This is a genomic window from Pseudomonas juntendi (assembly GCF_009932375.1).
GTDB classification, from domain to species: Bacteria; Pseudomonadota; Gammaproteobacteria; order Pseudomonadales; family Pseudomonadaceae; genus Aquipseudomonas; species Aquipseudomonas juntendi.
In genome coordinates, this window is sequence record NZ_BLJG01000256.1 from 1 (window position 1) to 2,826 (window position 2,826).

Consider the following 2,826-nt stretch of genomic DNA (forward strand, 5'->3'; position numbering starts at 1 on the left):
GCGGTGTATGGCACCGGCTACGCCGGTGATCGCCGGCAAGCCAGCTCCCACAGGGATATCACAGGCCTCGAAGGCTGTGCTTTACCTGTAGGCGCGGCTTCAGCCGCGAAGAGGCCGGTACAGGCCAGCACCTCTGTTTGCCCCCATACCTTCCAACGACAAACCTGCCGCTAAATGGCATCTCCCTGTCGCTCCCAGTCAGTGCACCCGGCCCCATCAGGCCCACAATTCCCCTCATCCAGAAACACATGCCGCCCAAGGATGGCGGCGCGTTCAACCACCGCTGCATAAATAAAAATCAAGCGAGGTAAGAGCATGTCTGGCAATCGTGGAGTGGTATATCTCGGCGCCGGCAAGGTCGAGGTGCAGAAGATCGACTACCCGAAAATGCAGGACCCACGCGGCAAGAAAATCGAGCATGGCGTGATCCTGAAGGTGGTCTCCACCAACATCTGCGGCTCCGACCAGCACATGGTCCGCGGCCGCACCACTGCCCAGGTCGGCCTGGTTCTGGGCCATGAAATCACCGGTGAAATCGTCGAGAAAGGCAGCGACGTCGAGCGCATGCAGATCGGCGACCTGGTTTCGGTACCGTTCAACGTTGCCTGCGGCCGTTGCCGCTCGTGCAAAGAGATGCACACCGGTGTGTGCCTCACCGTCAACCCGGCCCGCGCCGGCGGTGCCTACGGCTACGTCGACATGGGCGACTGGACCGGCGGCCAGGCCGAATACGTGCTGGTGCCCTATGCCGACTTCAACCTGCTGAAACTGCCCGAGCGCGACAAGGCCATGGAGAAGATCCGTGACCTGACTTGCCTGTCCGACATCCTGCCAACCGGCTACCACGGCGCCGTCACTGCCGGCGTAGGCCCAGGCAGCACCGTGTATGTCGCTGGCGCCGGCCCGGTCGGCCTGGCCGCCGCTGCCTCGGCGCGCCTGCTGGGCGCCGCTTGCGTCATCGTCGGCGACCTCAACCCGGCCCGCCTGGCCCACGCCAAGTCGCAGGGCTTTGAAGTGGTCGACCTGTCCAAGGACACCCCGCTGCACGAGCAGATCGTCGATATCCTCGGCGAGCCGGAAGTGGACTGCGCCGTTGACGCCGTTGGCTTCGAGGCCCGCGGCCATGGCCATGAAGGTGCCAAGCACGAAGCCCCGGCCACCGTGCTGAACTCGCTGATGCAGGTTACCCGCGTAGCCGGCAACATCGGTATCCCGGGCCTGTACGTGACCGAAGACCCGGGCGCGGTGGACGCTGCCGCCAAGATCGGCGCGCTGAGCATCCGCTTCGGCCTGGGCTGGGCCAAGTCGCACAGCTTCCACACCGGCCAGACCCCCACCATGAAATACAACCGCCAGCTGATGCAGGCGATCATGTGGGACCGCATCAACATTGCCGAAGTGGTGGGCGTGCAGGTGATCAACCTGGACCAGGCGCCGGAAGGGTACGGCGAGTTTGATGCCGGGGTGCCGAAGAAGTTTGTGATCGACCCGCACAAGATGTGGGGCGCTGCTTGATCGCGTGATGTAACAAAGAGCCCCTCATCTTAGGGGCTCTTTTTTTATGGCTGCTTGACTGAGCCTTGCACGGCAAGCACCGAGCCCATCTGATCGGTTGCCAGCGGGCCGCCGGCTTTGGTGTCGTCTGTACTCAGCTCTGCCAGCGGTTGTTCTGCATTACGTAAGATTGCGCGATGGTGAGCGCCTTCTTTCACTGTGACGAGCTTGTTGCCCTGGTAGAAGAACAGCGTACTGTTTGATGCTTTGCTCATTGTTCAAGTCCCTACCGTGCTGGATGAATGGAGGTCGCTTGATACCCATTGTGAACAGCGGCAGGGATTTTGATACTGGCAGAAATACTAGTTTTAGCCTCACACGAAACCTTTGGGAGCGGGCGTGCCCGCGAAGAGGCCAGCCCTGCCAACCCATCACTTAGCGCATCATCCCCAACTCAGCATCATCCATCAGCGCCTTGGCCAACGCGCTCAGATAATGTGAAGCCCAGAGCAACTGCGGTTTGTTGTCCATCAGGCCGTCAATGGTCAAATCCCGCACATAGCCCATCAGTTCCGACGCTTGTTCTCGTGCATCCTGGCAAGGGATGCCTGGGGCGATGCAGAACAACGCGTGGGTATTGTTTTCGCCTTGGTAAAACATGGTTTTGCCAACGGTGGTATTGGGTTTGGTGTTTTCTGTCGTCATTGTTTATTCCCTTGAACTTAGCTGCGCCTGTTCCGGCCTCTTCGCGGGTGAACCCGCCCCCACAGGTCAGGTTCGTCACAGGCGCAAAGCCGAGCGCAAAATCCCTGTGGGAGCGGCTTTGCCGCGAAGAGGCCAGCTCAGGCAACGCAAGGCTTGAAGCCCTTAATGCAACGTCCGCGGCTCAGAAGGCAACTGGGCCTGGATCAAGGCTGCCTCAAGCAGCGCTCGCAACGCCTCGAGTTCATGCATCGTCGCCATGATCAGTACCGAGCCTGGCGACTTGGGCTGCAGCAGCACCGCCTGCTGCGCGACCGTTTGCGCGCACAGGGCGTACTCCGCAGCCTGGATGAGTGTGTCTTCTAGGGAATGGTAAGTGTGGGGTGGATCGGGGACGATCTTAAGCATGCTGGATGACCTCTAAGTGATGCCACCACCGGTCTGCTGTCAAACAAGAAGGAGGCAGCTGGACATGGGTTGACAGACCGGTAGGTCAACCAAAACCCGGCGCACATGAGTGCCCCATGCACAGCTGCCATAACGGCAAAAGCCATGTGGTTGACGAGTGCGGCCTGTCAAAGCCGGTCGCTGATTTCGCAGCGACCGCCCGAGACTAGAGCCCAACCGTAG

The 2,826-nt window shown here is 60.7% G+C and carries 4 protein-coding genes; 1 reads left to right on the forward strand and 3 read right to left on the reverse strand.

Features of this window, described 5'->3' with window-relative positions:
* The first annotated feature begins 315 nt into the window (after positions 1–315).
* Positions 316–1,515, forward strand: coding sequence for a formaldehyde dehydrogenase, glutathione-independent (gene fdhA, locus GYA94_RS23800; RefSeq protein ID WP_009683378.1), 1,200 nt, complete (start codon positions 316–318; stop codon positions 1,513–1,515).
* 44 nt (positions 1,516–1,559) lie between these two features.
* Here the strand turns inward: fdhA and GYA94_RS23805 are convergent, their stop codons facing one another.
* From GYA94_RS23805 to GYA94_RS23815, 3 genes are all read right to left on the reverse strand, one after another.
* Positions 1,560–1,769, reverse strand: coding sequence for a hypothetical protein (locus tag GYA94_RS23805; RefSeq protein WP_110678123.1), 210 nt, complete (start codon positions 1,767–1,769; stop codon positions 1,560–1,562).
* 160 nt (positions 1,770–1,929) lie between these two features.
* Positions 1,930–2,199 carry a DUF3077 domain-containing protein gene (locus GYA94_RS23810; RefSeq protein ID WP_110678121.1) on the reverse strand — a complete coding sequence of 90 codons (270 nt, stop codon included), beginning with the start codon at positions 2,197–2,199 and terminating at the stop codon, positions 1,930–1,932.
* 162 nt (positions 2,200–2,361) lie between these two features.
* Complete coding sequence (locus GYA94_RS23815; RefSeq protein ID WP_009682550.1) at positions 2,362–2,604, reverse strand: hypothetical protein; 243 nt, start codon at positions 2,602–2,604, stop codon at positions 2,362–2,364.
* Positions 2,605–2,826: the final 222 nt, after the last annotated feature.

What these genes read in the sequence shown, in the direction of transcription:
- GYA94_RS23815 (WP_009682550.1), bottom strand. Translation starts at nt 2,604, where the DNA reads ATGCTTAAGATCGTCCCCGATCCACCCCACACTTACCATTCCCTAGAA.
- GYA94_RS23810 (WP_110678121.1), bottom strand. Translation starts at nt 2,199, where the DNA reads ATGACGACAGAAAACACCAAACCCAATACCACCGTTGGCAAAACCATG.
- fdhA (WP_009683378.1), top strand. Translation starts at nt 316, where the DNA reads ATGTCTGGCAATCGTGGAGTGGTATATCTCGGCGCCGGCAAGGTCGAG.
- GYA94_RS23805 (WP_110678123.1), bottom strand. Translation starts at nt 1,769, where the DNA reads ATGAGCAAAGCATCAAACAGTACGCTGTTCTTCTACCAGGGCAACAAG.